This is a genomic window from Microbacterium meiriae, assembly GCF_032364335.1.
Classification (GTDB): domain Bacteria; phylum Actinomycetota; class Actinomycetes; order Actinomycetales; family Microbacteriaceae; genus Microbacterium; species Microbacterium meiriae.
Map to the genome: position 1 here is coordinate 1,483,345 of NZ_CP133984.1, position 25,238 is coordinate 1,508,582.

Annotated in this window: 21 protein-coding genes; 15 read left to right on the forward strand and 6 right to left on the reverse strand. The window is 70.7% G+C overall.

Annotated elements, in window-relative coordinates; all coding sequences use genetic code 11:
* Positions 1–3: 3 nt before the first annotated feature.
* Positions 4–870: an alanyl-tRNA editing protein gene (locus RI211_RS07015; protein ID WP_292794236.1), complete on the forward strand. Its 867-nt coding sequence runs from the start codon at positions 4–6 to the stop codon at positions 868–870.
* A gap of 85 nt (positions 871–955) precedes the next feature.
* Here the strand turns inward: RI211_RS07015 and RI211_RS07020 are convergent, their stop codons facing one another.
* Positions 956–1,648: a nucleotidyltransferase domain-containing protein gene (locus tag RI211_RS07020; protein ID WP_315637029.1), complete on the reverse strand. Its 693-nt coding sequence runs from the start codon at positions 1,646–1,648 to the stop codon at positions 956–958.
* A 103-nt stretch (positions 1,649–1,751) separates the two neighbouring features.
* Positions 1,752–3,167 carry an RNB domain-containing ribonuclease gene (locus RI211_RS07025; RefSeq protein WP_315637028.1) on the reverse strand — a complete coding sequence of 472 codons (1,416 nt, stop codon included), beginning with the start codon at positions 3,165–3,167 and terminating at the stop codon, positions 1,752–1,754.
* A 78-nt stretch (positions 3,168–3,245) separates the two neighbouring features.
* Here RI211_RS07025 and RI211_RS07030 point away from each other — a divergent pair, with 78 nt between their 5' ends.
* Positions 3,246–4,016, forward strand: coding sequence for an isocitrate lyase/PEP mutase family protein (locus RI211_RS07030; RefSeq protein ID WP_292794245.1), 771 nt, complete (start codon positions 3,246–3,248; stop codon positions 4,014–4,016).
* Between the two features lie 39 nt (positions 4,017–4,055).
* Positions 4,056–5,816 carry a proline--tRNA ligase gene (locus tag RI211_RS07035; protein WP_280569736.1) on the forward strand — a complete coding sequence of 587 codons (1,761 nt, stop codon included), beginning with the start codon at positions 4,056–4,058 and terminating at the stop codon, positions 5,814–5,816.
* Between the two features lie 22 nt (positions 5,817–5,838).
* On the opposite strand, the gene RI211_RS07040 is transcribed toward RI211_RS07035, so the two are convergent.
* Positions 5,839–6,342: a pyridoxamine 5'-phosphate oxidase family protein gene (locus RI211_RS07040; RefSeq protein ID WP_187663842.1), complete on the reverse strand. Its 504-nt coding sequence runs from the start codon at positions 6,340–6,342 to the stop codon at positions 5,839–5,841.
* Between the two features lie 134 nt (positions 6,343–6,476).
* Between RI211_RS07040 and RI211_RS07045 the strand changes: the two genes are divergently transcribed.
* The 6 genes from RI211_RS07045 to RI211_RS07070 all read left to right on the forward strand — a co-directional run bounded on the left by RI211_RS07045 (position 6,477) and on the right by RI211_RS07070 (position 14,574).
* On the forward strand, positions 6,477–7,517 hold the full coding sequence (locus RI211_RS07045; RefSeq protein WP_187663843.1) for an LOG family protein: 1,041 nt from the start codon (positions 6,477–6,479) through the stop codon (positions 7,515–7,517).
* A gap of 186 nt (positions 7,518–7,703) precedes the next feature.
* Positions 7,704–8,687, forward strand: a complete 984-nt coding sequence (gene nusA / locus RI211_RS07050; RefSeq protein ID WP_187663844.1) for a transcription termination factor NusA — start codon at positions 7,704–7,706, stop codon at positions 8,685–8,687.
* A gap of 62 nt (positions 8,688–8,749) precedes the next feature.
* The gene (locus RI211_RS07055; protein ID WP_083391685.1) at positions 8,750–9,004 is read left to right on the forward strand and encodes a YlxR family protein; all 255 of its coding nucleotides are present in this window, start codon (positions 8,750–8,752) and stop codon (positions 9,002–9,004) included.
* A gap of 94 nt (positions 9,005–9,098) precedes the next feature.
* Positions 9,099–11,828, forward strand: a complete 2,730-nt coding sequence (infB, locus tag RI211_RS07060) for a translation initiation factor IF-2 (RefSeq protein WP_187663846.1) — start codon at positions 9,099–9,101, stop codon at positions 11,826–11,828.
* 105 nt (positions 11,829–11,933) lie between these two features.
* Positions 11,934–12,359 (forward strand): 30S ribosome-binding factor RbfA, encoded by a 426-nt coding sequence (rbfA, locus tag RI211_RS07065; protein WP_187663847.1) that lies wholly within the window; start codon positions 11,934–11,936, stop codon positions 12,357–12,359.
* 208 nt (positions 12,360–12,567) lie between these two features.
* Positions 12,568–14,574: a helix-turn-helix domain-containing protein gene (locus tag RI211_RS07070; protein ID WP_187663848.1), complete on the forward strand. Its 2,007-nt coding sequence runs from the start codon at positions 12,568–12,570 to the stop codon at positions 14,572–14,574.
* Positions 14,575–14,581: 7 nt separating this feature from the next.
* Here the strand turns inward: RI211_RS07070 and RI211_RS07075 are convergent, their stop codons facing one another.
* Positions 14,582–15,478 carry an iron-sulfur binding domain-containing protein gene (locus tag RI211_RS07075; protein WP_315637027.1) on the reverse strand — a complete coding sequence of 299 codons (897 nt, stop codon included), beginning with the start codon at positions 15,476–15,478 and terminating at the stop codon, positions 14,582–14,584.
* A gap of 52 nt (positions 15,479–15,530) precedes the next feature.
* On the opposite strand from RI211_RS07075, the gene truB reads away from it, so the two are divergent.
* The 6 genes from truB to RI211_RS07105 all read left to right on the forward strand — a co-directional run bounded on the left by truB (position 15,531) and on the right by RI211_RS07105 (position 21,809).
* Positions 15,531–16,424, forward strand: a complete 894-nt coding sequence (truB, locus tag RI211_RS07080; protein WP_315637026.1) for a tRNA pseudouridine(55) synthase TruB — start codon at positions 15,531–15,533, stop codon at positions 16,422–16,424.
* Positions 16,421–16,789, forward strand: a complete 369-nt coding sequence (locus RI211_RS07085; RefSeq protein ID WP_187663851.1) for a hypothetical protein — start codon at positions 16,421–16,423, stop codon at positions 16,787–16,789. Before truB ends, RI211_RS07085 begins: the two co-directional genes overlap by 4 nt.
* Positions 16,790–16,845: 56 nt before the next feature.
* Positions 16,846–17,283: a hypothetical protein gene (locus tag RI211_RS07090; protein WP_232089220.1), complete on the forward strand. Its 438-nt coding sequence runs from the start codon at positions 16,846–16,848 to the stop codon at positions 17,281–17,283.
* Entirely contained in the window at positions 17,280–18,230 is a 951-nt protein-coding gene (locus tag RI211_RS07095; protein WP_315637025.1) for a bifunctional riboflavin kinase/FAD synthetase, read from the forward strand. Before RI211_RS07090 ends, RI211_RS07095 begins: the two co-directional genes overlap by 4 nt.
* Positions 18,231–18,431: 201 nt before the next feature.
* On the forward strand, positions 18,432–20,576 hold the full coding sequence (locus RI211_RS07100; RefSeq protein ID WP_187663853.1) for a DEAD/DEAH box helicase: 2,145 nt from the start codon (positions 18,432–18,434) through the stop codon (positions 20,574–20,576).
* A 204-nt stretch (positions 20,577–20,780) separates the two neighbouring features.
* On the forward strand, positions 20,781–21,809 hold the full coding sequence (locus tag RI211_RS07105; RefSeq protein ID WP_187663854.1) for a 6-phosphofructokinase: 1,029 nt from the start codon (positions 20,781–20,783) through the stop codon (positions 21,807–21,809).
* Positions 21,810–21,903: 94 nt separating this feature from the next.
* Here the strand turns inward: RI211_RS07105 and RI211_RS07110 are convergent, their stop codons facing one another.
* Complete coding sequence (locus tag RI211_RS07110) at positions 21,904–22,767, reverse strand: DUF559 domain-containing protein (RefSeq protein WP_315637024.1); 864 nt, start codon at positions 22,765–22,767, stop codon at positions 21,904–21,906.
* Positions 22,768–23,052: 285 nt separating this feature from the next.
* A complete protein-coding gene (locus RI211_RS07115; protein ID WP_315637023.1) occupies positions 23,053–25,146 on the reverse strand; it encodes a S9 family peptidase in 2,094 nt (697 codons plus the stop codon).
* Positions 25,147–25,238: the final 92 nt, after the last annotated feature.

Sequence of the window (25,238 nt, forward strand, 5' to 3'; positions counted from 1 at the left end):
CCCATGACCACGCCCACGATCGTCACCTTCCCGGACGGCAGCCTCCGCGGAGACGCCGTCGTGACCCGCGTGGCGGACGATGCCGACGGAGCCGTGGTCGTCGTCGACGCCACGCCGTTCCACCCCGTCGATCACACCTGGCCCGATCAGCCCGGCGATACCGGCGAGATCTCCGGCGAGGACGGAGCCGTCCACGTGACCGAGGCGCTCATGGCGGCGGTCTCGGATGACGGCGCGTTCGCGGTGGGGAGTGCGATCCCCGTCAAGCGCGGGACCGAGGGGTGGACCTGGCTGGTGGGCCAGCGGCTCGATGGTGCCGCGCCCGCCTGGCTCGCGGAGGGGACGCGCGTGGCCCTCTCGGTCGACGAGGCGCACCGTGCCGGCCTCAGCCGCGGTCACACCGCGTGCCATCTCGCCTCCCTCGCTCTCGATATCGCCGTCTCGGACCTTTGGCGCAAGGACCCGGGGGAGGATGCGCTGGGAAACCCGGACTTCGAGGGCCGGGCGAACCAGTCCAGCCGCATCCACGAGGACGGCGCCGTCGACGAGTACCGCCTGGGCAAGAGCCTGCGCCGCGCGGGATTCGACACCGAGACGTTCGCGGCGACGTTGTCTGACCGCGAGCACCGCATCAATACGCAGCTCGCCGCGTGGGTCGCCTCGGCTGCCGCGAGCCGCATCGAGGTGGACGGACCGACGATCGTGGACCGGCGGCGCTGGCACTGCGAGCTCCCGGAGGGCGAGGCCGTCATCCTCTGTGGCGGCACCCACGTCCGTTCCCTCGCGGAATTCGCCGCCATCACGGTGGCCCTGGACCTGTCCGACCCTCAGCTGCTCGTGATGACGACGACTGCGACCCCCGCCTCCTGAGCCCTCGCGTCAGGCGATCACGCGAGGACAGGCGCCAGCCGCCGGTGTCGCCTGCTGTCGCGTGACTGCCTGTGAACGAGTGAGGTCAGCGCACGAACCCCGCCTGCACTCGACCACCCGCCATCGTCAGCTCCTCATCGACCCGCGCCGCGAAGCCGGGGAAGTCTCCAGCGAGCAGCGGAGTGCTGAGCCGGTCCGCGCGCTCGGGGCTCCACGCGCGCAGACGTCGGGGGAGCCACTTCCCGGATCCGATCCACTGCCCGCTGGCCAGCAGCATCAGCTCGGTCATGCGCTCGAACAGCAGGCCGGCGATGACGCGCTGCTCGAGAGGGTCCGTCGCGTCCTGGAGGTCGTCGAGGAGATCGGTGATCACGTACCGCCGGATCCGCGACTCCGTCTCACTCAGCACAGAGCCGCGAGCGAGCACAGCGGCCCACCGCGTCCGCAGTTCCGCGAGCGCGGGCGTCGACCGGATCGCGGCTCCTTCCACGAGCATGTGCGCGATGACGGGGCGGTGCTGGGCCACGCCGCGGTCCGCCCACTCCCGGAACCCTTCCGCCGTGTACGCGAACACCTCGAAGATCTCGTCCTCGAACGCGTGGGTGGCGGCCTCGCTCACCTGTGACACGTCGGCGAAGAGGTCGTCGTCGATGAGGAGGAGGTCGATGTCACTGGTGGGCGTGCGCTCGCCACGGGCCGTGCTCCCGGCGACGATCGCGATCCCTGCACGCGGATACCGCTCCGCGAGGAAGCGCTCGATGCGCTCTGCCTGATCCATCTCGACAGGGTATCCGGCGCGGACGCAGGCGGCCGCTGCGGTACAGGCAGTCCTGCCCGGGAGCGCCTGACTCGGCGTCTTCGCCTGATCCCCGGCCGCGGGCTCAGACGGCGAGCTCGATCTCACCCGTCCCGATGTCCACGCGTACGACGCGCACCTGCACCACATCGCCGGGCTTGGTGTCGGGGGTCACCGGCGCGGTCGTGGTCACTGCAGGGTCCGCGATCTGGACGGCGGCCCGCTCGCCCCGGAGCTCGATCACCGTGGCCTCGATGGTCTGTCCGACAAGCGGAGTGAGCAGCGCGGCCTCGACGCGGTTCACGGTGTCCGCGTCCAACTGCGATGCCCGCCGACCCGAGTCCTGCATGAGTGCGGGGAGCTCTCCGAGGGAGGAGCGGACCCATCCCGGCACCGGCTGCCCGGTCGACACGGCGAGGCAGATGGCGAGCACCCAGCGGTCGACCAGTCGGCGCAGGGGTGCGGTCGCGTGCGCGTACGGTGCTCCGATCGCGGCCTGCACGGCGTCGGCGGGTGGTTCGCCGTCGAACACGAGGTACCCCGCGCCGCGGAACAGCGAGGCGGCGGCCTCCAGCACGGGGAGCGTCATCGGGTCGGAGCGGTCGAGGCCGCGGAGGTACTCGCCGTAGGTGCCGTCGGTCCACGGGCGCCCGAGTGCCTCCGTCTGGTGCCGGAAGGCAGTGAAGGCCGCCTCGTCGGGTTCCGGCATCGTGCGGAGGATGCCGACGCCCGCATCGATCATGAGCGCGGCGGCCGCCATCCCCGTCATGAGCGACAGCTGCGCGTTCCACTCCTCGACGGGCAGCGGGCTGCGGCGCTCGATCGCATAGGAGCCGTCGTCGGTGCGCACGACCTCCTCGTCCGGCATGTTCAGGCTGGCGCCACCGCGGCGGCGCTCCTGCTCCAGACGGAGGGAGCCGATCTCCGGCAACAGGGCCGCGTGACCGCCGTCGCCCCGGTCGAGCGCCTCCTGGGTGGAGGCGTAGTCGAGCTGGGCCCGGGAACGGATGAGGGCGCGCTCCAACCGGAAGTCGATCACGGATCCGGCCGCATCCAGGTGGAACGTCCACACCAGGGCGGAGCGGTCGACGTCGGGGATCAGGGAGGCACGGTCCTCGCTCAGCACGGGTGGGTGCAGCGGGATCGAGCCGTCCGCGGCGTACAGGGTCTGTCCTCGCCGGCGGGCCTCCGCGTCCACGGCGCCTCCCGGTAAGACGAACCCGGGCACGTCCGCGATGGCGTAACGCACCCGATAACCGTCGCCGTCCCGTTCGAGGTGGAACGCCTGGTCGAGGTCGCGGGCACCGGCCGGATCGAGGGTCGCGAACGGCACATCCGTGAGGTCGAGGTCGGGGAGAGTCGCCGTGGCGGCTTCCGCCTCCGCGAGCACGTCGGCGGGGAACTCCGTCGGCGCGTCCAGGTCCTCCCGAAGGGCAGCGAGCGCCGCGGCGAGCTCGGTCTGGGCGGCGGAGGGGGCGACATGCGAGCGGCGCTGGGGCATGCTGCCAGCCTAGGTCGACCGCCGCAGGGAACCCGGGCATCCGGCCCGCGTGCCCGCACCGGCCGCTAGCGTGGGGACATGACCACTGCTGCCAAGGCCCAGACCCTCGTCGGACTCTATGACGCCCCGGAGATCCTCCGCGTGGTGAACGTGTGGGACGTCGTCTCCGCGCGTGCCGTCGCCGCACTGCCGGAGACCACGGCGATCGCGACCGCCGGTCACGGCATCGCGGCGTCGTTCGGCTACGACGACGGGGACACCCCGCGCGACGTCATGATCGACATGGTCGGACGGATCGCCGCGGCCGTGTCCGTTCCCGTCACCGCAGACCTGGACGACGGATACGGGGACGCCGGGGAGACCACCCGCCTCGCGATCGCGGCCGGCGTCGTCGGCGCGAACGTCGAGGACCGCCTCAAGCCGCTCGACGAATCGGTCGCCGTCGTCGAGTCCATCGTGAAGGCTGCGGAGACCGAGGGCGTGCCCTTCGCCCTGAACGCCCGCACCGATGCGTTCGTGCGTGCCGGGTCGCGGCCCGTGGAGCAGAGCATCGCGGATGCCATCCAGCGCGGCCGCGCCTTCCTCGACGCCGGTGCCACCGCGGTGTTCGTCCCCGGCATCCTCGATGCGAACGTCACGCGACAGCTGGTCGAGGGCATCGGGGAGCGCAAGGTCAGCGTGATCGGGATCCCCGGGGCGCTCGCCGCGTCCGAGTACGAGAAGCTCGGCGTGGCCCGCATCTCCTACGGTCCGCTGCCGCAGCGGGTCGCGCTGACCGCGCTGCAGGAGCTCGCCGAGAGCCTCTACCGCGGCGGCGTCGTGCCGCAGGGGCTGCCGGCCCTCAACTGAGCGACGAGGCGGGTGACCGCGGCTCACTACACTTGAGCCGTGGTCACTCGTCTTTCGAACTTCTTCCTCCGTACGCTCCGCGAAGATCCTGCCGGTGCCGAGGTCGCCAGTCACAAGCTGCTGATCCGCGCCGGGTACATCCGACCGCAGGCAGCAGGCATCTTCGCGTGGCTGCCGCTCGGGCTGCGCGTCAAAGCGAAGATCGAGACCGTCATCCGCGAGGAGATGGCCGCCGCCGGTGCCCAGGAGGTGCACTTCCCCGCACTGATGCCGCGCGAGGCGTACGAGGCGACCGGGCGCTGGGACGAGTACGGCGACCTGCTGTTCCGCCTCCAGGACCGCAAGGGCGGCGATTACCTCCTGGCGCCGACGCACGAGGAGGCCTTCACGCTGCTGGTGAAGGACCTGTACTCGTCGTACAAGGATCTGCCGCTGACGATCTTCCAGATCCAGGACAAGTACCGCGACGAGGCCCGGCCGCGCGCCGGTCTCCTCCGCGGGCGCGAGTTCACGATGAAGGACGCCTACTCCTTCGACGCCTCGGACGAGGGGCTGGACGTGAGCTACCAGGCGCAGCGGGACGCCTACGAGCGCATCTTCCAGCGGCTGGGCCTCGAGTACGCGATCGTGCAGGCCGACGCCGGCGCGATGGGCGGTTCGCGGAGCGAGGAGTTCCTGCACCCGACGCCCGTCGGGGAGGACACATTCGTCCGCAGCGCCGGGGGGTACGCGGCCAACGTCGAGGCCTTCAGCACGCCCGTGCCCGCTCCGGTCCCGTTCGACGCCGATGGCGCTCCGGTGATCTTCGATTCGCCCGACACGCCCACCATCGAGACGCTCGTCGCGCACTGCAACCGAGAGCTCGACGGCGAGTACACCGCCGCCGACACGCTCAAGAACGTCGTGCTCGCCCTGAAGCACCTCGACGGCACCCGTGAGCTCGTGATCGTCGGCATCCCCGGCGACCGCGAGGTGGACGAGAAGCGTGCCGAGGTGGCCTTCGCCCCTGCCGAGGTGGAGACCGCGACCGCGGACGACTTCGAGAACAACCCGCTCCTGGTGAAGGGGTACATCGGTCCCTGGTCGCCTACGGGTGCGGTGCTCGGCGAGGAGTCCGCCACGGGCATCCGCTACCTCGTCGACCCCCGCGTGAGCGAGGGGACGAGCTGGGTCACCGGCGCGAACATCGACCAGAAGCACGCGCACTCGGTCGTCGCCGGGCGCGACTTCGAGGCGGACGGCATCGTGGAGATCGCGAACGTGCGCGCCGGCGACCCGGCGCCCGACGGCTCCGGTCCGGTCGAGCTCGCCCGCGGCATGGAGATCGGTCACGTCTTCCAGCTCGGGCGGAAGTACGCGGAGGCGCTCGGCCTCAAGGTCCTCAACGAGAACGGCAAGCTCGTCACGGTCACCATGGGGTCGTACGGCATCGGCGTGACGCGGATCCTGGCGATCATCGCCGAGCTCAACAACGACGACAAGGGCCTCATCTGGCCGGCCTCGGTCGCGCCGTTCGACGTGCAGGTCGTCGCCGCCGGCCGTGACCAGGTCGCCTTCGATGTCGCGGAGGGCCTGTCCGCGCAGCTGGAGGCGGCCGGCCTCGACGTGCTCTACGACGACCGCCCGAAGGTGTCGCCCGGGGTCAAGTTCGGCGATGCCGAGCTCGTCGGCGTCCCGAAGATCGTCATCGTCGGCCGGGGAGCCGCCGACGGGCAGGTGGAGTTCTGGGACCGTCGGACGGGCGAGCGTGAGGCCGTCTCGGTCGCCGAAGCGGTGGAGCGGCTCTCCGCCGCGCGCTGAGCCGGCGCTCGGAGCGGGCCGCTCAGCAGGTGATGCGGCCGTGGTTCATGATGTCGTCGTCCGGGGTGTCTCGGGTCACGAGCGCCTTGAGCGCCCCGGCGGCCATCGCGACCTTGCCCTTCGCGGGCTCCCAGAACTCGGCGACGACCGGAGTGACTTTGAGCAGCGCGATGCCCGGGGTCCCCAGGCCGTCCTCGAACCAGATGTCGAGGGAGGGGGAGTAGAGTTCCTCCATCTTCGCGCGGTCGTGGACGATCTCCGCGGTGCCGGCGACCGACACGTAGCGCATCCCCTTGGCGTCGCAGTAGGCCAGCCCCACGTCGTGATGACGACGGGCCTCCTCGACCTTCTCGGTGTCCTCCGCGGTGAAGAACCAGATGGCGCCGGCATCGTCCATCTGCCTGGTCGACATGGGGCGGCTGACGAGGTTCCCGTCCGGGTCGGTGGTCGTGAGCATGGTGAAGTCGATGTCCTCCACGAGTTCGGCGACGCGGGCGAGGGCTTCGGGACCGGTGATCTCTGTCATGTCGCCATGGTGACGCCTTCCCCGGCGGCGGGCACGGGTGTTGACACCGCTCCTTCTCCGTGCTCCGGAGCCCCGGGGTACGGTCCCTCGGCGTTGCGTCCCGCCGACCGGATGCCGCGTGGGACGCTGGGGGCATGACCGAGGAACCGCTGCCGGCAGCCCTGAGCGACGAGATCAACCGTGTGCTGGACGAGGCGGGTGTGGCCACGGACCGTCGCCTCGTGATGCGGATGCTCCGCACCGCGCTGCTGCTGGGGGAGGACGGCACCGACCGCCTCGACCTCAAGATCGCTTCCGCCGCCCTGGCCGAGATGCGGGACGCGTTCCGCCTGTTCGCGCCCTTCCGCGGGGTGCCGAAGGTGACGGTGTTCGGGTCCGCCCGCACCCTCCACGACGACCCGCTGTACCTGCAGGCGCGTGATGTCGCCGCGGCCCTTGCGAGCGACGGCTGGATGGTGGTCACGGGCGCCGGGCCGGGGATCATGCAGGCCGCGGCCGAAGGAGCCGGGCCCGCGCTGTCGCTCGGTGTCTCCATCCGTCTCCCCTTCGAGGAGAAGGCGAACAGCCTGGTCGCGGGAAGCGATCAGGTCGTCGCGATGAAGTACTTCTTCACCCGCAAGCTCATGCTCATCAAGGAGTCGAGCGGCTTCATCTGCCTCCCCGGCGGATTCGGCACGCTGGATGAGATGTTCGAGCTGCTCACCCTCCAGCAGACGGGCAAGGCCGAGCCCACGCCGATCGTGCTGCTCGACGAGAAGGGCGGATCGTTCTGGCAGGGCATGCGGCGCTTCGTCGACGAGCACCTCGCGCCGATGGGGGTGATCTCCCCCGGTGACTTCGATCGGGTCGTCGTCACCGATTCCGTGGAGGAGGCTCGCGCCGAGATCACGGGGTTCTGGCGCAACTACGATTCGCTGCGGTGGGTCGGCGACACCCTGGTGCTGCGCCTCAAGGCCGAGCCGACAGACGCCGAGATCGAGGAGCTCAACGCCGGCTTCGCAGGGCTGCTGTCCACCGGGCGCATCGAGCGCACGGCTCCGCGGTCCCCGGAGGTCGCCGACGACGACCGGCTCGACCTCCCGCGCCTCGCCCTGCACCTGAATCAGCGTCAGGTGGGCAATCTCTTCCGCCTGATCGGGGCTCTCAACGCGCTCCCGTCCGCGCCGAAGGTCTGACCCCGCGACGCATCCCACGACGCAACAGGCTCCCACGCGGAGTCAGGCTGTTCCCGCGGTGGGCGCCTGCTGCCGCGCGAATGCCTGTGCCCGGGCGCGGATGGCCCGGGGGCGCGGCACACGGTATCGTGGTACGGATGTCGCGCGTGCATTCGGGCGCGACGAGAGCTGAATAGGGAGGCCGTCATGGACATCGAACTGAGTCTGCTGCGAGGGATCGAGAAGGAGAAGGCGATCCCGTTCGACGAGCTCGTCGCGATCATCGAGCAGGCGATCCTGACCGCGTACTCCAAGCACGTCTCGCCCGAGGGCGCCGCGCCGGAGGGCGTCCGCGTGCACCTCGACCGCAAGACCGGCCACGTCGCCGTCCTCCAGGTCGTCCGCGACGACGAGGGTGCGATCATCGGCGAAGAGGAGGCGACGCCCGACGACTTCGGGCGCATCGCCGCGTTCGCCGCCAAGCAGGTCATCAGCCAGCGCCTCCGGGACATCGCCGACGACGCCGTCCTCGGCGAGTTCAAGGGCAAGGAGGGCGACATCGTCGCCGGCGTGATCCAGCAGGGGCCCAACCCGCGCATGATCCACGTCGACCTCGGCTCCGTCGAGGCGATCCTCCCGCCCGAGGAGCAGGTGCCCGGAGAGGAGTACACGCACGGGTCCCGTCTGCGCGTCTACGTCACCAGCGTCGCCAAGGGGCTCAAGGGTCCGCAGATCACCGTGTCGCGCACGCACCCCGGCCTCGTCCGCAAGCTCTTCGCCCTCGAGGTGCCGGAGATCGCCGCCGGACTCGTCGAGATCGTCGCGCTCGCGCGTGAGGCGGGCCACCGCACCAAGATCGCGGTGAAGGCCAACGACCCGGCGATCAACGCCAAGGGGGCGTGCATCGGTGAGATGGGGCGCCGTGTGCGAGCCGTCACGGAGGAGCTGGCGGGGGAGAAGATCGACATCGTCGACTACGACGCCGACCTGCCGACGTTCGTGGCGCACGCGCTGTCGCCCGCCAAGGTCACGAGCTCGTTCGTCCTCGACGCGAGCACCAAGGCCGTCCGCGCCCTCGTGCCCGACTACCAGCTGTCGCTCGCGATCGGCAAGGAGGGTCAGAACGCGCGTCTGGCCGCCAAGCTCACGGGTGCGAAGATCGACATCCAGCCGGACAGCGTCCTCGACTGATCCCGGTCCGTCCTCGACGCCACGCCCGGTGGCGGCGAGGACGGACGGAACGCAGGTGTAAGATGGAACCCGTACGAACGTGCGTCGGTTGCCGCACGCGTGCTCCCCGCTCCACTCTGCTCAGGGTGGTTGCCCAGAACGACACCCTCATCCCCGATGAGCGTGCTGTCCTGCCGGGGCGCGGCGCGTGGGTGCATCCGACACCCGAGTGCATGGAAGCCGCTCTGCGGCGTCGAGCTTTCGGAAGAGCACTGCGTGTGACCACTCAGCTGGACACACGGACCTTCGAACAGCACCCACCAAGAAACAAAGGCTGAACAGCTATGGAAACAAAGTGAACGGCTCGAAATGAGACCCGTCCGCGACTAGTGGTCTGCCCTGTCTGGGCAGACCGACCCAGACAGGAGAATTGTGGCTGGTAAACCACGCGTACATGAGATCGCCGCCGAACTCGGCGTCGACAGCAAGGTCGCACTTGCGAAGCTCAAGGAACTCGGCGAGTTCGTGAAGAGCCCGTCTTCGACGGTCGAGCCCCCGGTGGCGCGCAAGCTGCGCGCCGCGATCGAGGCCGACCCGTCCCTCAAGGCCGGGTCCGAGCCCGCTGCGGCGAAGCCCGCCGCGAAGCCGGCACCGAAGTCCTCGGCGCCCACCCCTGGCCCGAAGCCCGGACCCAAGCCGGGTCCTGCGGCTCCGGCCGCCCCGGCACCGGCGCCCGCCCCCGAGGCGGAGAAGGCTCCGGCACCGTCGGCGCCCGCGAAGCCCGCGGCTCCGGCCCCGGCCGCGCCGTCCTCCGGTGACGGCAACGCGCCGAAGCCCGGCGCGCCCCGTCCCGGCAACAACCCGTTCTCGTCCGCTCAGGGCATGGGCCAGCGTCCCGCCGGCCCTCGTCCCGGCAACAACCCCTTCGCCTCGGCGCAGGGGATGGGCCAGCGGCCGACCCCCGGCAACATCCCGCGTCCGCAGGCGCCGCGCCCCGGTGCTCCGCGCCCGGGTGCCCCGCGTCCCGGCTCGCCGCGTCCCGGTGCTCCCCGCGGCGGCCAGGGTGGTCGTCCCGGTGCTCCGTTCCAGCAGCGTACGGGCGGTCCCGGTCGCCCCGGCGGCGGTGGCGGTCCCGGTGCGGGTCCCCGTCCCGGTGGCGGTTTCGCCGGTCGTCCGGGTGGCGGCGGTGGCCGTGGCCGTGGTCCCGGTGGTGGTACCGCCGGTGCCTTCGGTAAGGGCGGCGGCAAGAGCAAGCAGCGCAAGTCGCGGCGGGCGAAGCGGCAAGAGTTCGAGATGCGGAGCGCCCCGGTCGTCGGTGGCGTCAACGTCACCCGCGGCAACGGGGAGATCATCCGCATGCGTCGCGGTGCGTCCATCGCGGACTTCGCCGACAAGATCGAGGCCCTGACCGGCTACACGGTGCAGCCGGGCACCCTCGTCACGATCCTCTTCAACCTCGGCGAGATGGCCACGGCCACCGAGTCGCTGGATGAGGCCACGTTCGAGGTCCTCGGTGAGGAGCTGGGCTACAAGGTCCAGATGGTCTCGCCCGAGGACGAGGACAAGGAGCTCCTCGAGGGCTTCGGTCTCGACCTCGAGAAGGAGCTGGAGGAGGAGAGCGAGGACGACCTAGAGATCCGTCCCCCGGTCGTCACCGTCATGGGTCACGTCGACCACGGTAAGACGCGCCTCCTCGACGCGATCCGTCAGACCAACGTCATCGAGGGTGAGGCCGGCGGCATCACCCAGCACATCGGTGCTTACCAGGTCTGGACCGAGCACGACGGCATCGAGCGGGCGATCACGTTCATCGACACCCCGGGTCACGAGGCGTTCACCGCCATGCGTGCCCGTGGTGCGCAGGTCACCGACCTCGCGATCCTCGTGGTCGCGGCCGACGACGGCATCATGCCGCAGACGGTCGAGGCGCTGAACCACGCCCAGGCGGCGAACGTGCCGATCGTGGTCGCGGTGAACAAGGTCGACAAGCCGGAGGCCAACCCGGCCAAGGTGCGTCAGCAGCTCACCGAATACGGTCTGGTGGCCGAGGAGTACGGCGGCGACGTCATGTTCGTCGACGTGTCGGCCCGTGCCAACACCGGCATCCAGGAGCTCCTGGACGCGGTGCTGCTCACCGCCGACGCGGGACTCGACCTCACTGCCAACCCGAACAAGGCCGCTCGCGGTGTCGCCATCGAGGCGAAGCTCGACAAGGGCCGCGGTTCGGTCGCGACGGTGCTGATCCAGTCCGGAACCCTCCGGGTCGGCGATGCGATCGTGGCGGGCACCGCCTACGGCCGTGTCCGCGCGATGATCGACGAGAACGGCGAGGTCGTCGAGGCGGCTGCGCCGTCCCGACCGGTCCAGGTGCAGGGTCTGAACTCCGTGCCGCGCGCCGGCGACGTCTTCATCGTCACCGAGGAAGACCGCATGGCGCGTCAGATCGCGGAGAAGCGCGAAGCCGTCGAGCGCAACGCCCAGCTGGCCAAGGCCCGCAAGCGCATCTCGCTCGAGGACTTCACCCGTGCTCTCGAAGAGGGCAAGGTCGAGTCGCTCAACCTCATCATCAAGGGTGACGTCTCCGGTGCCGTCGAGGCGCTGGAGGAGTCCCTCCTCAAGATCGAGGTCGACGATTCGGTGCAGCTGCGCATCATCCACCGCGGTGTCGGTGCGATCACCGAGTCCGACGTGAACCTGGCGACGATCGACAACGCGATCATCGTGGGCTTCAACGTCCGCCCCGACACGAAGGCGCGCGAGCGTGCTCAGCGTGAGGGCGTGGACATCCGCTTCTACTCCGTCATCTACAACGCGATCGACGAGATCGAGAGCTCGCTCAAGGGCATGCTCAAGCCGGAGTACGAAGAGGTCCAGTCGGGTGTCGCCGAGATCCGCGAGGTGTTCCGCTCCTCGAAGTTCGGCAACATCGCCGGTGTCATCGTGCGGTCCGGGACGATCACGCGCAACGCGAAGGCCCGTGTCATCCGAGACGGCGTCGTCATCGCCGATGGCCTCGCCATCGAGTCGCTGCGCCGGTTCAAGGACGACGTCACCGAGGTGCGGACGGACTACGAGGCCGGTATCGGCCTCGGCAAGTACAACGACATCCAGATCGGCGACGAGATCGAGACGACCGAGATGGTGGAGAAGCCGCGCGGCTGATCCGCACGGCTCCGGCGGCTGCCTCCTCCTCCCATGACGGGGGAGGGGGCAGCCGCCTCCGCGGTTCGCTGGGAACCGCGATGCACAGAGGTGGGAGAAGGAACAATGGCTGGTGAACGACAGGCCCGACTCGCGGATCGCATCCGCGTGATCCTCGCCGAGCGCTTGGAGAAGGGGCTGCGCGACCCGCGTCTCGGCTTCGTGACCATCACCGACGTCCGCGTGAGCGGCGACCTGCAGCACGCTTCCGTGTTCTACACGGTGCTCGGTACGGAAGAGGAGCGCCTCGCCAGCGGTGCCGCGCTCACGTCCGCGACCGGAATGCTGCGCAGCGAGGTCGGTCGACAGCTCAGCACGCGACTCGTCCCCACGCTCGAGTTCATCCCGGACGCCCTCCCGGAGAACGCGGATCACATCACCGCCCTGCTCCGTGAGGCGCAGGAGCGGGACGCGGAGGTCGCCAAGCTGGCCTCTTCCGCGACCCACGCCGGTGAGGCCGACCCCTACCGTGCGGACGACGACGAGGACTGATCCCGTCTGATACCCTCAGGTCCGCGGCGGGACAACCGGTGGATCTGGGGGGATCGACATCGAGTCTCGGAACGCGCCTGCGGGGTCGTCCGTCGCGCCCGGCGACGTCGAGGCGCTGCTGGACGAGCTTCGGGCTCGAGAGCTCGCGTGTGCCCCGCACGTAGCCGCGCGGCTCGTCGCCGCGCTTCCGGAGGATCAGGCTGCCGTCATGGCGGTGGCGGCCCGCCTCACACCGGAGCAGCGGCGAGGTCTCGGCCGGCTGCCGTGGCCGCTGCCGTCCGCCGCCGATGCCGTCCCTCTCGGCATGCTGTCGACCCCGGACCGGCTGCTGCTGCTCACCGTGGCGTTGGCGTTCGAGGATGACCTCTATCCGGTCCTCGCGGTGGACGGGCGCGGCGTGGAGGAGGTGCGGGCGAGCGGCGCCTCGCCTTACCTGGTGATCCACGCGGGACGCGTCCGGTTCGCCGATCCCCGGATGGAGACGCGAGTGCACGCGACCGCGTCGGCGGCTGAGGTCGCGCATACTCACGCGCGCCTCGCCGCGGTCGCCGTCCGGCGGCGAGATCGGGTGGCTGCGGCCTGGCATCGCGCCCGTGGAGGCGCCGCCCGCGATCGTCTGTCCGCGGCGGCGTTGACGGCGGGTGCCCGCGCCGCGGCCGCAGAGGGACGCACGGAACGCGTGCTGCTGCTCGCCGCCGAGGCCGCGAAGCACGCGGCCGGCGACATCGGCGAGGAAGCGCGAGTGCTCGCCGGGTGCGCGGCGCTCGCATGCGGTCATGCGGCGGATGCCGAAGAATGGTTGGGAAGCCTCGTCTGCGGTGCCGCCGAGCACCGTCGGGGGCGAGCGCTCGGACCGTTCCTCGTCGCCCGCACGTTCCGGTACGGAGCGGTGCCGGCCGTCGATCCGCAGCGGCTCGCTCCGCTGCGTACGGCGGACGGCGACTCCTGGGCGCGGTCCGCGGCGCTCCTGGCGATCCTGTGCGCGGAGCGCGGTGACCGCAGGGCGGGGCGCCGCTGGCTCGCCGATGTCCGTGACGGTGCCTCGCGCGTCGGCGGGGACGGCGTCCTGCGGGACGCGGTCGAGTCGCTGTGCGGCCTCCTCGCCGGGGAGGTCGTCACGGGTGACGTGCCAGGAGCCGGCGGGCTGCTGGGCGCCGTGTCGGGGGCGCTGTTCGCCGCGTGCGGCGGCGACATCGACGAGGGCCTGCGGCTGCTGCAGACCGCGGATCTCCCCGGGGTGGGGGAGCGCGATCCGATGATCCCCGGTTTCGAGCACAGCCCACTGGGCCGGGCCTACCGGATCGTCACCGAGGTGCTGCTTCTGGTCTGGCGGGGAGACATCGGTCGCGCCAGGCTGCTGCTGCGGCGGGCAGCGGTCGAGCTCCCCGTCGCGATCCCGTTCGCGGGACTCGGCGTGGTGCTGGCGCGGCGGCTCGATCTCGCGGTCCTCGGCGCTTTCAGCCCGATCGCCAGGGCTCTCACCGCCGTGCTCCCTCCGGCCGCAGACATGGACGTACTGGTGGACCGCGCTGTCGAGGCGTTCCTGAACGGCTCCTTCGAGGCGGCCGCCGGTGCGATCGGGCTGTGGCGGGATCGCGGGGAGCCGCAGGCGCGCTTCGCGGTGCCGGGGGTGGAGGAGGTCGTGCTCGTCCCCGAGGCCGGACGGGCGTCACCGGCGGTGCGCCCACCGGAGACGGAGTTCGCCGACGCCCTGCGTCACGCCGTCGCGGCGTCCGGCGACGGTGCCTGGCGCACGGAGCAGGAGACCCTGCGAGAGGCGGCACGACGGCTTCGGTCGCCCTTCGCCCGCGGCCGTGTCGAGACGCTGTTGGGGGTCAGGTCCGGGCTGCACGGGGATCCGATCGAGGCCCGCAGTCACCTCGCGCAGGCCGAGATACTGTTCGAGGCCGCCGGGGCGAGCGCGTGGGGGCGTGCCGTCCGCCGGCGTCTGCAGCGGCTGGAGACCGACCCGCATGTCACGGGCGGCGCGCATCTCCCCGTGTGCCGGAGCGCCTGGGCGCAGCGGCTGACGTCGCGGGAGCTGGAGGTCGCGATGCTCGCCGTCGAAGGGACGGGGAACCGCGCGATCGCGGAGCGCCTGTCGGTGTCGATCCGGACGGTCGAGGTGCATCTCGGACGCGTGTTCGCGAAGCTGCACGTGCGCAATCGTGTCGAGCTGACCGTGTTGGCGCACCGGACCGAGCAGTACCTCTGAGCAGCGCTCACCGCGGCAGCGAGAGTCCCTCCCCGTCCGCTTCCGCGAGTCCGTCTGCGATCAGGGAATCGATCGCCCGATCCCGCTGATGCAGGTCGGGCCATGCCGGGAGGACCGCCGTGAGCGGAACCGGCTCGGGGGCCGCATCGCGCAGGAGCCGGAGCACGGCGCCGCGGGCCTGGCGGTCCGACCCCTCGAACGTGGCCTGTCGCCGTCGCTCGTCTCCGGTATCGGGTCGGCCGGCTGCGAGCCACGCGCAGGTGTCAGCCAGCGGGCAGCGCTCGCACCGGGGCGCGCGCGACGTGCAGATCGTCGCGCCGAGTTCCATCGCCGCGGCGTTGAGGACGCTCGCCTCAGTCACCCCCTCGGGAAGCAGGGAGGACATGAGAGCGAGGTCGCGGCGGGATGGTGGCCCCGGTTGTGCCCGTCCATCGACGGCTCGTGCCAGGACGCGCCGTGTATTGGTGTCGACGACGGGATGTCGGTCGCCGTACGCGAAGACGGCCACGGCACGGGCGGTGTAGTCGCCGATGCCGGAGAGGGCGAGGAGGGCGTCGACGTCGCGCGGCACGACGCCTCCGTGCCGTTCGACCACCTCGATGGCGGCCCGGTGCAGCCACAGGGCCCGCCGCGGATAGCCGAGGTTCGCCCACTGGTGCACGACGTCCGCCGTGGACGCTGTCGCCATCGCGCGGGGCGTGGGCCACCGTGTCAGCCACGCGTCGAGATGCGGGATCACCCGGGTCACGGGCGTCTGCTGCAGCATGAACTCACTCACCAGGACGCCCCAGGCGCCGAACGTGGCATGGAAGTCCGGCCGGCGCCACGGGAGGTCGCGCGCCGCCTCGGCGTACCAGCCGAGCAGGGGCGTCAACGTCGCAGGGGACGGTGCGGGCGCGGCCATCCCTCCAGCCTAGGCGAGCGGTCGCCGCTCTCGGCCTCGGTAGGCTGGAGGGATGGCGACCCCCGGTATCCTCCTCGTCGACAAGCCCGGCGGGCTGACCAGTCACGACGTGGTCGCCCGCACCCGCCGGGCCTTCGGGACCCGCAAGGTCGGCCACGCCGGGACTCTCGACCCGATGGCCACGGGGCTGCTCGTCATCGGCATCGAGGGCGCGACCCGCCTCCTCACGTACATCGTGGGCGCCGACAAGACCTACGAGGCGACCATCCGGCTCGGTGCCGTCACCTCCACGGATGACGCGGAGGGCGAGATCCTCCACACTGCGGACCCCGCCGCCCTCGTCGCTGTCGAGGACGCGGCGATCGATGCCGGGGTGGCCGCGCTGACGGGCGCGATCTCCCAGGTCCCGAGCGCGGTGTCGGCGATCAAGGTCGACGGTCGTCGCGCGTACGACCGGGTCCGTGCGGGGGAGGAGGTCGTCCTCGAGCCGCGGGAGGTCGTCGTCTCCCGGTTCGATGTCCTCGCCCGTCGCCGCGACGACCACGCCCTCGACCTCGATGTCGTGGTGGACTGCTCGTCCGGCACCTACATCCGCTCGCTCGCCCGCGACCTGGGCGCTGCCCTCGGCGTCGGCGGTCACCTGACGGCGCTCCGCCGCACCCGCGTCGGCCCGTTCGACGTGCGCGACGCGGTGTCGATCGACGCGCTCGACACCGCTCCCGTGCTCACCCCCGGCCAGGCCGCCGCTCGCGTCCTCCCCGTCCTCCCCGTCACGGCGGACGAGGCCCGCGATCTGCGCCACGGCAAGCGTCTGGCGGGGCAGGCGGTGCGCCTGGACGGTCCGCTCGCCGCGGCCATCGAGGACGACGGCGCGCTGGTGGGGATCGTCGAGAAGCGCGGCGCCGATGTGAAGAGCGCCATGAACATGCCGGAGGTCTCCCGATGATCCTGTGGTTCACGATCGTGGAGATCGTCGTCGCCGTCGCCGCCGGGCTCTTCTGCCTCGGTGCCGGGTTCGCCGGTCGGCGCCCCAGCGACTTCTCGGTGGGCGCACTCGCGCTCGTCGAGCTGCTGCTGCTCGTGCAGGTCGTGGTCGCCATCGTCGCGCCCCTCGCGGGGAATCCGCCGACCGGGGACCTGCTGGAGTTCTGGGTGTATCTCGTCTCGGCGGCTCTGCTCCCGATCGGTGCGGTGCTCTGGGCCCTCATGGAGCGCAGCCGGTGGAGCACTGTCGTTCTCGGCGTGGCCGCCCTCGCGATCGCGATCATGCTGTGGCGCATGCAGGTCATCTGGACGATCCAGGTCGCCTGAGCGCGGGCCGGGAGCGGACGCCGGGCGGCTCACCCGGCTCTAGGATGGAATGCGCTATGAGCTCCACCGCCCCCTCCACCCGGATGACCGGTATCGGTCGTGTCCTGGTGATCGTCTACGCCGTGATGGCGCTGGCGGCCACCGGGCGCAGCTTCGTGCAGATCGTCCGTCGATTCGACGAGGCCCCGCTGGCCTACACGCTGTCTGCGCTCGCCGCGGTCGTGTACGTCCTGGCGACGCTCGCGCTCGTCTTCGCGCGGCGTCGGGGCTGGTACACCGTCGCGTGGGTCGCGATCGTCTTCGAGCTCACCGGTGTCCTGGTCGTCGGCGTGCTCAGCCTCGTCCTCCCTGAACTCTTCCAGCACGAGACCGTGTGGTCGCTGTTCGGGCGCGGCTACCTCTTCATCCCTCTCGTCCTCCCGGTCTTCGGGATCTGGTGGCTCCGCACGCACCGGCCCGTCGAGGCCGCGCGTCCGGTCGAGGTCGCCGCGTGATCGTGTTCCGGAATCCGGACGAGGTCCCGGACGGCTACGGCCCCAGCGCCGTCGCCATCGGGAAGTTCGACGGCGTGCACGAGGGGCACCGGGCGGTCATCCGCCGTCTGGAGGAGGCCGCCGCAGCCTCGGGGAGCCGTGCCGTCGCGGTGACGTTCGACCGCAACCCGCTCGCCGTGATCCGTCCGGACCGGTGCCCCGAGAACGTCGTGACCGTCGACCGCAAGCTGGAACTCCTCAGCGAGCTCGGACTCGACGCGACGCTCGTGCTCACGTTCGACGAGACGCTCGCCGCCCGCAGCGCCGAGGACTTCGTCGTCGACATCCTCGTCGGCGCGCTGCACGTGTCCACCGTGCTCGTCGGTGCCGACTTCCGCTTCGGGCACCGGGGTGCAGGAACGCCCGAGCTGCTGCGCGCACTCGGCCCCCGCTACGGCTTCACGGTCGAGGTCGTGGACGACGTCTACCTTCCGGGTTCCAGCAGACGGGTCTCGTCGAGCTGGATCCGCGAGCTGTTGATGGCGGGGGATGTCGCCGAGGCCACTCGCGGGCTCGGACGGTATCCCGACGTGCGCGGCGTCGTGGTCCACGGTCTGAAGCGCGGACGCGAGCTCGGCTTCCCGACCGCGAACCTCTCCACGATCGTCGACGCGTTCGTGCCCGCCGACGGCGTCTACGCCGGATGGCTCGTCGACCACGACACGGGGATCCGGCATCCGTCGGCGATCTCGGTGGGAACGAACCCCACCTTCGACGACGTGCTCGTGCGTCAGGTCGAGGCCCATGTGCTGGGGGAGACCGGTCTCGACCTCTACGGTCATGACGTGACGGTCGAGTTCGTCGAGCGGCTGCGCGGCATGGTCGCGTTCGAGGGCATCGAGAAGCTGATGACGCAGATGGCCGCCGACGTCGCGCAGGCCGCGGCCATCCTCGACGAACCCGTGTAACACGGCGGCACCCTGCTTCCGCGGCCGGGGGCCGGGATGGCATAGAATGGCATCAGGCTCCCACCGGTCCCGCACGTATCGCGTGCTCCGGCGGGAACACCGATCCACAGTCCGCACGGTCCTGGCTCACGCCACACGCGGACGACGAGAACGGCTCACGGCTCCCTGAGGGAGCCGGAGCCCTTCAGGCTCAGGAGGAGCATGCCGACCACGGCAACCGCCGCCCCGCGGCGCAAGAAGACGTCCCGTCGCGACGACGAGGCACCCCTCATCCCGATCCTCGCGCGCAAGGTGCGCGAGATCGAGGCGAAGTCCCAGCGCGGCAAGCTGGGCCCCACGAACCGCACGAAGTTCCAGGTGATCGCGTTCCTGGTGCGCGAGGAGCGCGCCAGGGTCAAGGCCGACACCGAGATCACCGATGCGGCCCGCGCGGAGCTGCTCAAGCGGCTCGACGGTGTCGCGACGATCCTCGCGAAGACGGCCGCTCGGGACACCTCGCTCATCCAGCTGCTCGAGGCCGACCAGGCCACCTCGCCGGTCGCCAAGCGGATGCGTCGCGACTGGCTGCTCGAGTCCGGCGCCGAGCTTCCCCCGGAGGAGCTCATCATCGCCGACCCCGCGCCCGTACAGGTGTCGGTGGTGCCGGCGGCCATCGCGGAGCGTCAGGTCACCCCGCCGTCGGTCGAGGCCCGCCAGCTCGCCAACCCGTTCCTGGCGCCCGACCTGACGCCGCGTCCGGCCAGCACGCCGCGCCGCCGTCTCGACGGCTGGGAGCTCATGGGGCCGCTGTACAAGGCATTCGAGACGGGTGCGGGCGGTGCCGCGGCGTCGATGGAGCTTCCCCCGGCCCCCGAGTTCGATCACCTCTCGCCCAAGGGCCGCGAGATCATGGTGCACCAGTCGCGCTTCCTCGAGGCCGTCCGCGCCGGGCACCGCAGCTTCCTGCTCGCCGACGAGCCGGGCCTCGGCAAGACGGCGCAGTCGGTGCTCGCGGCCTCCGTCGCCGGCGCCTATCCGCTGCTGGTCGTCGTGCCCAACGTCGTGAAGATGAACTGGGCGCGCGAGGTCGAGCGGTGGACGCCGCAGCGTCGTGCCACGGTCATCCAGGGCGACGGCGATGACATCGACGCCTTCGCCGACGTGTTCATCGTGAACTACGAGATCCTCGACCGTCACATGTCGTGGCTGGCGTCGATCGGCCTGCGCGGCATGGTCGTCGATGAGGCGCACTTCATCAAGAACCTCTCGTCGCAGCGCTCGCAGAACGTGCTCTCGCTCGCCGCGCAAGTGCGCGAGCGCACGCCGGGGCATGATCCGCTCATGCTCGCGCTCACCGGTACCCCGCTCATCAACGACGTCGAGGACTTCGACGCCATCTGGCGTTTCCTCGGCTGGACGAACGGCGAGAAGCCCGGACCGGAGCTCATGGAGAAGCTCGACGCGACGGGACTGACGCCTGCCGACAAGGCCTTCTACCCGGAGGCCCGCGACGCGGTGATCTCGATGGGCATCGTGCGACGGAAGAAGAAGGACGTCGCCGCCGATCTGCCCGACAAGCTGATCGCCGATCTGCCCGTGCAGCTCGACGACGAGTTCGGCCGCAGTATCCGCCAGGCCGAGCGCGAGCTGGGGGAGCGGCTGGCCGCCCGTTACCGTCGCATCATCGAGGCACGCGGCGACCGCGGCCTCGCCCCGGGCGAGATCGACGACGACATCGTCCGTCTCGTCGCGCAGAACGAGCTCGAGGAGTCGAAGGCGGCCGGCACCGGGGGAGACAACGTCTTCACCATGGTGCGCCGCATCGGTCAGGCGAAGGCGCTTCTGGCCGCGGACTACGCCGCGCAGCTGCAGCGTTCGGTCGGCAAGGTCGTGTTCTTCGCGAAGCACATCGACGTCATGGACCAGGCGGAGGCGCACTTCGCTTCGGCCGGCATCCGCGCGGTGTCCATCCGCGGTGACCAGACGAACACAGCACGGCAGCAGGCCATCGACGACTTCAACGGCGACCCCGAGGTCGGCATCGCGGTGTGCTCGCTCACGGCGGCCGGCGTCGGCCTCAACCTGCAGGCGGCGTCGAACGTCGTGCTCGCGGAGCTGTCGTGGACCGCGGCCGAGCAGACGCAGGCCATCGACCGCGTGCACCGCATCGGACAGGACGAGCCCGTCACGGCGTGGCGGATCATCGCCGCCCACACGATCGACACGAAGATCGCGGAGCTCATCGACCAGAAGCAGGGGCTCGCGGCCCGCGCGCTGGACGGCGAGGCGACGGAGGAGACCGCCAGCGAGTCGGTGCAGCTGGCCGCGCTGATGCATCTTCTGCGCGAGGCTCTCGGCGGCCGCTGAGCGAGCGTCAAGAACAAGAGTTCTTAACGCTGCTGCAGGCGGAAGTTCCTGTCGCGACGCGAACTTCGTCGGCATCGGTCGCTGCGGCCGTCAAGATCGCGGGTTTTCGACGCGCTCGAATGGCCACGCGAGGGGGCGGCGCGCTAGTGTCGATCGCAGGCACTGTCGCCTCACCCCCATCCCTCGACCTCCGAAGGCAGCAGCATGAAAATCGGCATCCTGACGAGCGGCGGCGACTGCCCCGGACTCAACGCGGTCATCCGCGGCATCGTGCTCAAGGGCACCACGACCTACGACCTCGAGTTCGTCGGCATCCGCGACGGATGGCGCGGCGTCGTCGAGGGCGACTTCATGCCCCTGACCCGACACGAGGTGAAGGGCCTGTCCAAGGTGGGTGGCACTATCCTCGGCACCAGCCGCACCAACCCGTACGAGGGGGAGCGCGGCGGTGCGGAGAACATCGCGAAGACGCTCTACGGCCACAAGATCGACGGCATCGTCGCGATCGGCGGCGAAGGCACCCTCGCGGCGGCGGACCGTCTCGCCAAGGACGGCATCAAGGTGCTCGGCGTTCCGAAGACGATCGACAACGACCTCCGGGCCACGGATTACTCCTTCGGCTTCGACACCGCCGTGAACATCGCCACGGACGCCATGGACCGGCTCCGCACCACGGGTGACTCCCACCAGCGCTGCATGGTCGCCGAGGTCATGGGTCGTCACGTCGGCTGGATCGCGCTGCATGCCGGGATGGCCGCCGGGGCCCACGTCATCTGCATCCCCGAGGTGCCGATGTCGCTGGACGAGATCACCGCTCTCGTCACGAGCGCCCACGATCGCGGTCGCGCACCGCTCGTCGTCGTCTCCGAGGGCTTCAAGCTCGCCGGCATGGACGAGGCCTACAGCGACAAGGGCCTGGACGCGTTCAACCGACCGCGGCTGGGCGGCATCGGCGACCTGCTCGCCCCCGAGATCGAGCGGATCACGGGCATCGAGACCCGCGCCACGATCCTCGGCCACATCCAGCGCGGCGGCTCGCCGTCGGCGTTCGACCGCGTCCTCGCGACCCGCCTCGGCCTGCACGCCGCAGACGCCATCGTTGACGGCGCCTGGGGGCAGATGGTCGCGATGCAGGGCACCGACATCGTCCGCGTCCCGTTCGCCGATGCTCTCGGCGAGCTGAACACGGTGCCGCGCTACCGCTACGACGAGGCCGCCGCCCTCTTCGGCTGACCTCCGCCCGGCTTCAGGCTCTCGCGTGGCTTCAGGCGTCTTGCTGTCTTTCTTGCCTGAACTCGCGTGAGGGCCTGTGCTTGTGTTCGGTCCGCTATCCGCGACCCGTCGCTCGATGGTCTGCGCGATGGAGCCCCTGCGCGAGCGCGGCCAGGACGGTGTCCTCGACATGACGGTCGTCGACCATGACCTGGTGATAGTCGAAGCGGAGGACCGTGTAGCCGCGGAGTGCGAGCCTTGCGTCGGCAGCGAGGTCGCGTCGCCGGTCGCCCGCGGCGCTGTGGTGGCGGAAGCCGTCGATCTGGATGGCGAGCCGTTCGCCGATGACACCGTCGAGCGGATGGCCGTCGACCCACACCTGCTGTCGCACGTCGATGCCGACCGCGCGCATCCGTTCGACGAAGACCGTCTCGGGACCGGAGTCCGACCGGCCGCGGACGGTTCGAGCGAGGCGGTTCGCGGCATCGCACCGCCACCGGACGCGTGCGAGGGTGTCCAGTTCCACGGCCCCGTGGCGGACGGCGGACTCCCAGATCGCGCGGGCCTCGATCAACGGCCGGCATCGCGCGACCTGGAACAGGACGCCTAGGACAGGATCGACCGCCGCCCGCGGATGCACCGGAACGGGCCCCTGTGCGCAGTGCACCTGGACGCCGACGCGATCGAATCGAGAGGCGGTGCGGGGGAGGGCGACGTGCACCTCCGCGGCCCCGACATCCCACCATCCGGCGAGGGCCGCCGCGCTCACGCAGGTGACCCTTCCGCCCACGGATGCTGCGGCCCTGCGCCGTGGATCGACCTCAGGGACGAGCAGCCACGACCGGCGCACGCGCTTGAGCGTCCCTTCCCGCACCGCCCGACGCATCTGGTACTCGGTGAAGCCCGCCTCGCGCACGCGCGACGAATGCGCGGATCCTCCCTGCTCCCGGACCCAGCTCTCCACCCGTGTGCGTGTCACTCCTCCACCCTGCGGGTTCCCGCTGCCGCGCTTCACCACGCCACCGCGGATGGGGAGGCGCGTCCCGGAACTCTCGGCCTGTGCAGGAGCAGTGCTCGGTCGTGAGCACAGGCCATCACGCGACTTCAGGCCAGGACAGGCATGGGCGCCTGACGCCCCGCGCGTGCCTGACGCCCCGCGGGAGCCTGTGCCGGCGTCGCGCCCCGTGAGCACAGGCGCGCGCGCGAGTTCAGGCCAGGTCAGCGCGCAGGCGCCTGATGCCGCGCGAGTGCCTGATGTCGCGGGTCAGGCGAGGTGGAGGGTGTCGAGGAGCCAGGCGAGCTCGAACGCCCGCTCGCGCCAGGAGTTGTACCGTCCGCTCACGCCCCCGTGCCCCGCGACCATCTCGCACTTCAGCAGCACGTCCTTCGCGCCGGCCTCCCGCAGTCGGGCGACCCACTTCGCCGGCTCCACGTAGAGCACCCGGGTGTCGTTCAGCGAGGTCACCGCGAGGATCCGCGGATACTCCACGCCGTCGCGCACGTTCTCGTACGGCGTGTACGACTTCATGTACGCGTAGACCTCGGGGTCGTGCAGCGGGTCGCCCCATTCGTCCCACTCGATCACGGTGAGGGGGAGCGACGGGTCGAGGATCGTCGTTAGCGCGTCGACGAACGGCACACCCGCGAGGATGCCGGCGAAGAGCTCCGGGGCGAGGTTGGCGACCGCGCCCATCAGCAGACCCCCGGCACTGCCGCCCTCCGCGACGAGCTGGGCCGGGGTGGTCGTCCCCTCGTCGACGAGGTGCCGGGCGCAGGCGACGAAGTCCGTGAAGGTGTTCCGCTTGTGCAGGAGCTTGCCCTCTTCGTACCACTGCCGACCCATCTCGCCGCCTCCGCGCACATGCGCCACGGCGAAGACGACACCGCGGTCCAGCTCCGAGAGCCGTGCGACCGAGAAGCCCGGGTCGATGGAGTGCTCGTACGAGCCGTAGCCGTAGAGGTGGACGGGACGCGTGGTCGCACCGGGCTCGCCGAAGGAGCGCTTCCACACGAGGGAGATCGGCACGCGGGTGCCGTCCTCCGCGGTGGCCCACTCCCGACGCTGTCCGTAGTCGGCGGGGTCGTAGCCGCCGAGCACCGTCACCTGCTTGCGCAACACGAGTTCCCGCGTCGCGAGGTCGAGCTCGTACACCGTGCCCGGCGTGACGAACGACGTGTACCCGAGTCGCAGGAAGGGGGAGTGCCATTCCGGGTTGCCGCTGACCCCCGCGGAGTAGAGGGGCTCGTCGAACCGCAGCTCCTCCACCGTGTCGGTCGCGTAGTCCAGGAGGCCCACGCGCTCGAGGCCCTCGCTGCGATACTCCACCGTGGCGAAGTCGCGGAAGGCGTCCACTCCGAGCAGTCGCCGTCCTGGCTGATGGGCGACGACGACGCGGCGCTCGCCCTGCGGGTCGTCCGCCGCTACGGAGACGAGTTCGAAGTCCAGGGCGTCGTCGTTGTGCAGGATGAGGAGCCGGTCCTCACCGTCCACCACCGCGTGCTCGAGCGAGTACTCCACGCCTTCGCGCCGCGGCCACACCGTGCGCGGCTCCGCGGTGATGTCGCCGGCGAGGTCGACGAGGTACTCCTCGCTCGTGATGCTGGAGCCCACACCGATCACGAGGTAGCGCCGGCTCCGCGTGATCCCGGCGCCGAGCCAGAACTTCTCGTCGGGTTCGTGGAAGAGTTTGATGTCGTCCGACACCGGAGTCCCCAGCCGGTGCAGCCACAGAGTGTCGGGGCGCCACGCATCGTCGCGCGTCGTGTAGAGGATGCCGGTGCCGTCCGGGGTGAAGAACGCGCCTCCGGTGTTCGGGATCTCATCGTCCAGGGTGAGGCCCGTCTCCAGATCGCGGACGCGGACCGTGTAGAGCTCGTCGCCCTCGAAGTCCGTCGACCACAGCAGCTTCGTCGCGTCGTCGGAGGTGTCGAACGCGCCGAGGGAGAAGAACTCGTGCCCTTCGGCCTCGACGTTGCCGTCCAGCAGCACCACCTCGCCGGGCACGGGCACCCCCGGCTCGAGATTCGGCGGCGTCCAATCGCCTTCGACGGCGGCGGCGCGACAGTGGATGCCGTACTGCGCGCCTTCCTCGGTGCGGCTGTAGTACCACCAGTCTCCACGCCGTGTCGGCACCGAGAGGTCGGTCTCCTGAACCCGTCCCTTGATCTCCTGGAACAGCGTCTCGCGGAGCGCGGCGAGGTGCGCAGTCTCGGCCTCGGTGTGCGCGTTCTCCGCCTCCAGGTGTGCGATGACCTCGGGGGAGTCCTTGGCGCGCAGCCACTCGTACGGGTCGTCGACCGTGTCGCCGTGATGCGTGCGGAGGGTGGAACGGCGGGCGGCGATCGGGGCGTCAGTCACCGTCCCACGCTATCCCAGGTCGAGTTGACCGGCACGGGGGACGGTGGCAGGATTTACCGGGGCCGGTAAACGGAAGTCAAACCCACGGTGAA

Bases quoted from the DNA above. Each gene is read 5' to 3' on its own strand.
- RI211_RS07015 (WP_292794236.1), top strand. From the start codon at position 4: ATGACCACGCCCACGATCGTCACCTTCCCGGACGGCAGCCTCCGCGGA.
- RI211_RS07020 (WP_315637029.1), bottom strand. From the start codon at position 1,648: ATGGATCAGGCAGAGCGCATCGAGCGCTTCCTCGCGGAGCGGTATCCG.
- RI211_RS07025 (WP_315637028.1), bottom strand. From the start codon at position 3,167: ATGCCCCAGCGCCGCTCGCATGTCGCCCCCTCCGCCGCCCAGACCGAG.
- RI211_RS07030 (WP_292794245.1), top strand. From the start codon at position 3,246: ATGACCACTGCTGCCAAGGCCCAGACCCTCGTCGGACTCTATGACGCC.
- RI211_RS07040 (WP_187663842.1), bottom strand. From the start codon at position 6,342: ATGACAGAGATCACCGGTCCCGAAGCCCTCGCCCGCGTCGCCGAACTC.
- RI211_RS07045 (WP_187663843.1), top strand. From the start codon at position 6,477: ATGACCGAGGAACCGCTGCCGGCAGCCCTGAGCGACGAGATCAACCGT.
- nusA (WP_187663844.1), top strand. From the start codon at position 7,704: ATGGACATCGAACTGAGTCTGCTGCGAGGGATCGAGAAGGAGAAGGCG.
- RI211_RS07055 (WP_083391685.1), top strand. From the start codon at position 8,750: ATGGAACCCGTACGAACGTGCGTCGGTTGCCGCACGCGTGCTCCCCGC.
- rbfA (WP_187663847.1), top strand. From the start codon at position 11,934: ATGGCTGGTGAACGACAGGCCCGACTCGCGGATCGCATCCGCGTGATC.
- RI211_RS07070 (WP_187663848.1), top strand. From the start codon at position 12,568: ATGGCGGTGGCGGCCCGCCTCACACCGGAGCAGCGGCGAGGTCTCGGC.
- RI211_RS07075 (WP_315637027.1), bottom strand. From the start codon at position 15,478: ATGGCCGCGCCCGCACCGTCCCCTGCGACGTTGACGCCCCTGCTCGGC.
- truB (WP_315637026.1), top strand. From the start codon at position 15,531: ATGGCGACCCCCGGTATCCTCCTCGTCGACAAGCCCGGCGGGCTGACC.
- RI211_RS07085 (WP_187663851.1), top strand. From the start codon at position 16,421: ATGATCCTGTGGTTCACGATCGTGGAGATCGTCGTCGCCGTCGCCGCC.
- RI211_RS07090 (WP_232089220.1), top strand. From the start codon at position 16,846: ATGAGCTCCACCGCCCCCTCCACCCGGATGACCGGTATCGGTCGTGTC.
- RI211_RS07100 (WP_187663853.1), top strand. From the start codon at position 18,432: ATGCCGACCACGGCAACCGCCGCCCCGCGGCGCAAGAAGACGTCCCGT.
- RI211_RS07105 (WP_187663854.1), top strand. From the start codon at position 20,781: ATGAAAATCGGCATCCTGACGAGCGGCGGCGACTGCCCCGGACTCAAC.